Below are 3,374 nucleotides of genomic sequence, written 5' to 3'. Positions count from 1 at the left end.
GTTCGTCGCATCTGCTGGAGTAATTGTTGCTGCCAGCGTTTGCGTGCCTCCTACTGTGAGAGCAACCGTATTTGTATCTACGGAAACGCCTGTTACCTTAACGACACCACTTGACGGTTCACTCACAGTTACAACACTTGTTGTTGTAAACCCACCATCTTCGGTCGTTACCGTAATCGTAGCCGTTCCAGCTGTAACTGCCGTCACCTTACCCGTCGCACGATCTACGGTTGCTACTTCTGGCTTATCCGATGTCCAGGTTACCGCTTTGTTCGTCGCATCTGCTGGAGTAATTGTTGCTGCCAGCGTTTGCGTGCCTCCTATTGTGAGAGCAACCGTATTCGTATCCACGGAAACACCAGTTACTTTTACAGGTGCCGCTGATATTCCCGACAACTCTTTCGTGTCGCGAACACGGATTCGATCACCTTCAGCAAATTTGCCTGAGAGTCCCACAGCGGATAACGTATCACCGACGGCAAGTTTCGGTATCGGCCCTGTTTTGTTAATCATGAAACCATCTGCGAAAATAAGTACCGGTCCCGATCCATCGTCAATAACATACGAGTTACTATCCGGGATCGATTTGACCTGACCAACAACTTTAACCAGTTGACCCTGATAATCCTCAGAAACGGAATCCTTCGTACTAACCAACTTCGGTGATACAGGTGTACCTGAGCTGATCTTCACAATGCTATTATCATACTGATCAAACTCAAGCTCTAAGTTATTTTCAAATACTTTAATATGACCGTAAATCCGAACAACATCACCTTGGTATAATGGCGAGCCTTCAGGTATGCTGTTAAACGCCATGATACCGCCAGTATCATCTTGCACGTACACCGCGTCAAAAAACACCCCTGCTGCCGTCGTAATTTGACCTTGAACGACAACATCCGTGCCTTCCGGCAAATTACGTGCGTCACTAATACTGTAAGACTTCGGTTCAAAGTGAGCTAACCAGTTCACAACGTTTACAGCCAACGGGCTGTTGTTCGTTGGACCATCATTTTGAGTCATTTGCTTGTCGTTAAAAACGTTCATCCCGGCAACAAAGATTCTGCCGTTCCCTACTTCCTCCGTAGCTACAAGCGGAATTACTGATCCCCCTGTTACATTTTCCAGAGCTGGGCCATTTTTCCCGTTGGACGTTTGTACGTTGTAGCTAACGGAATCAGCCTTCATCTGTGGAGAATCCTGGAATGTGGATTCATTCCCTTTTGCAAGAATCGTAACCGTACTACTATCGGTAAGCGGAATCTTATTGCCGCTGCCGTCATTTTTAGCAAGACTCGAACCGCTATAGAAATCCAATAGAGGGATAAAGTCAGTTAACTTGTTTTTAACTGGCTGCATATGAAGTTTGACCGAGAAGTTTGAAGTCAGTGGCGTACTCCAGAAGTTACCTTCTTTCGTTTCATCAAATACGCCATCATTGTTGACAAGGATACTTGATGACGCTGGCTGATTCCAGCTTCACAATTATCTTGTGATTGCCTGGTTCAGGATTTTGCCACATCACAGAAGCTGTGCTAGAAGCATTCGCTGGCAGCGCAGGAATCGAAGCATCGCCAATGAAATGATTGCTATCCACGGAATCATAGTAGAAGTGAACCGTCAGATCATTCACATTTACTGTTCCTTGATTGCTAATTCCTGCTTTCAAACTAGCCGCAACGCCACCAACTAAAGCACCGCCGTCCACATTGACGTTCGAAACTTTAACCGCTACCGGCTCAACTGGCGACCAGATTGGTGAAGAGTAAACGCGGTCTCCATCTTTCAGCGTAACTTTTACTACAAACCACTGTTGTCCGCCTACAACGGTAAATTTCGGTTGCCAATTAAATGAAGGGGATGTTCCGGTAGGGGTGTAAGTTTCAACAACCTTACCGCCATTCGTTACCAATTCAACTTTGGCTACGTTTGGATTTACGGGTTGATTATACTTCGGATCTGTCGGAGCATACTCTGTTTCGCTGCCCGTAATATTGAACGCAAGATTTTTGGTATCTACTGTAGACCCCATATAAAATCCGTTTGACTGAACGTCCAATTTATAGTTCTGATCTTCCGTAAAATATACGCGCATATTCTTCATAGCATCGAGTAAAGAATCCTGACTTAGATCTTTAGAAACGATAACGGTACGCTTCTTGGTCTGTCCCCAAGTTGCATCGTGATTATCTTCTCCATACGTCGGAGATACATGCCACCCTAAATCAAGCGCACTGTAGAACTTGTTTTCTGCATTTGCATATGAGTATTTACCCGATCCGTTACCAACCTCAAGCATCGTAAAGAGCTTGTCTACGTTTTTATCGTAAGGAATAAAGTTATCGAATGCATTGGCAGACATGTCCGGGTGATTAAACTGAGCTACGATGTTATCGTAAGTTAATACCCAGCCGTAGTAATTTTGCAGTTTTTGGTACTCCCCGCCTTCCATCATTCTGTCAATAAAGTTAGAAGTTCCGAACACATTGGAGTGACCCCAAGTCGTAGAGGTCATTTCAAACGCTGGGAATACGACAAATTGATCGTTTTTCGTGTAGTCAGCGGCCAATTTTTTGGTCAAAGCCCAATTGGAGCCGCCTGTACGCTCCTTCATGCCATTATGATCAACGGTATCCGTATTGACCAAGCTGGAATCAATATCATGAGAGTGATCAGAGAAAGCAAAATAATCATACCCGTGCTTTAATGCCGCTTGCAAAGCTTGTTCTGGAGTTCCAGTGGCATCGTGTGAAATTTCCGTGTGGTTATGCGTTGTGCCGTAATAGTGGTTTCCGCCTGTGAATTTCTCAGCAACTGTAAACTTCCAAGAATAGGTAGAAGGAAGACCATTAATATCTTTCGCACTGACCGTCACCGTATGCTCGCCAACACTTAAATCATCATCGGATGTCAGGACTAACTTGATTTCACTAATAGATGGGCTAACTTTTGGGCTAAAATCTTTATTGTCGATTGTAATCCCAAGTGAATTCGGATCGACCCCTACTACATCGTTCATCGAAACCGTGATTGCAGGGTGCGAAGTTTGGACACTCTCCCCGAATGCAGGAGATTCATTAAAGAAATCCGGTCCAACCGTTTTCACTACGGCACTGAGCTTTTGCGGAGCTGCAGCACTTGCAAAGTAAACAGGGTCATCTGCGCCCTGTGCTTCAATATAGTAGTAGATATCTCCTACTGTTGATTGAACTGGAATCTTCGCGTTATAGCTGAGATTATCCGTCGAATCCATTTTTACTTGGGTGAATCCCGTATCTCCGACTCCCTTGTAATTCAAAAAGACAGAGTCTGCATACTTGACTGTAGCTGTAACTGGGATTGCAAATCCTACATATTGCAAATCCTACATA

General features: G+C 44.7%; 2 protein-coding genes. Both read right to left on the bottom strand.

All coding sequences use genetic code 11. The features are described 5' to 3' along the window. Window positions 1-1,362, bottom strand: a 1,362-nt coding sequence (locus AC1DUA_RS35670; RefSeq protein ID WP_477504242.1) for an Ig-like domain-containing protein, incomplete at its 3' end; no start/stop codon positions are given. Between the two features lie 76 nt (window positions 1,363-1,438). Further along, window positions 1,439-3,301: a CehA/McbA family metallohydrolase gene (locus tag AC1DUA_RS35665; RefSeq protein WP_477504241.1), complete on the bottom strand. Its 1,863-nt coding sequence runs from the start codon at window positions 3,299-3,301 to the stop codon at window positions 1,439-1,441. Window positions 3,302-3,374 lie beyond the last annotated feature (73 nt).

The organism is Paenibacillus sp. 01T422 (assembly GCF_056398785.1).
This window is presented reverse-complemented; position numbering and strand designations above follow the sequence as displayed.